This window comes from Mycobacterium sp. UM_11 (genome assembly GCF_001414075.1).
Lineage (GTDB): Bacteria > Actinomycetota > Actinomycetes > Mycobacteriales > Mycobacteriaceae > Mycobacterium.
The window spans coordinates 1-242 of record NZ_LATC01000294.1 but is presented as its reverse complement, the minus strand read 5'-3'; the positions used below and the strand labels follow the sequence as shown (position 1 = coordinate 242).

General features: G+C 71.5%; 1 protein-coding gene. It reads left to right on the top strand.

Annotated features, from left to right (window positions below; genetic code table 11):
• Window positions 1-242, top strand: a 242-nt coding sequence (locus WU80_RS25090; protein ID WP_156349813.1) for a PPE domain-containing protein, incomplete at both ends; no start/stop codon positions are given.

The following is a 242-nucleotide window of genomic DNA, read 5'->3' as shown; positions in this document are numbered from 1 at the left end:
TCGGCGGCGTTGAGTTATCAGAGCGTGGTGACGCAGCTGGCCAGTGAGGAGTGGGCGGGTACGGCTTCGGCGGCGATGGCGGCCGCGGCGACGCCGTATGCGGAGTGGCTCAGTGCCACGGCGGCGCAGGCCGAGCAGGCGGCGGTGCAGGCCAGCTCGGCGGCGGCGGCTTATGAGTCGGTGTTTTCCTCGGTGGTGCCCCCGCCGGTGATCGCGGCCAACCGGGCGTTGGTGCAGCAGTT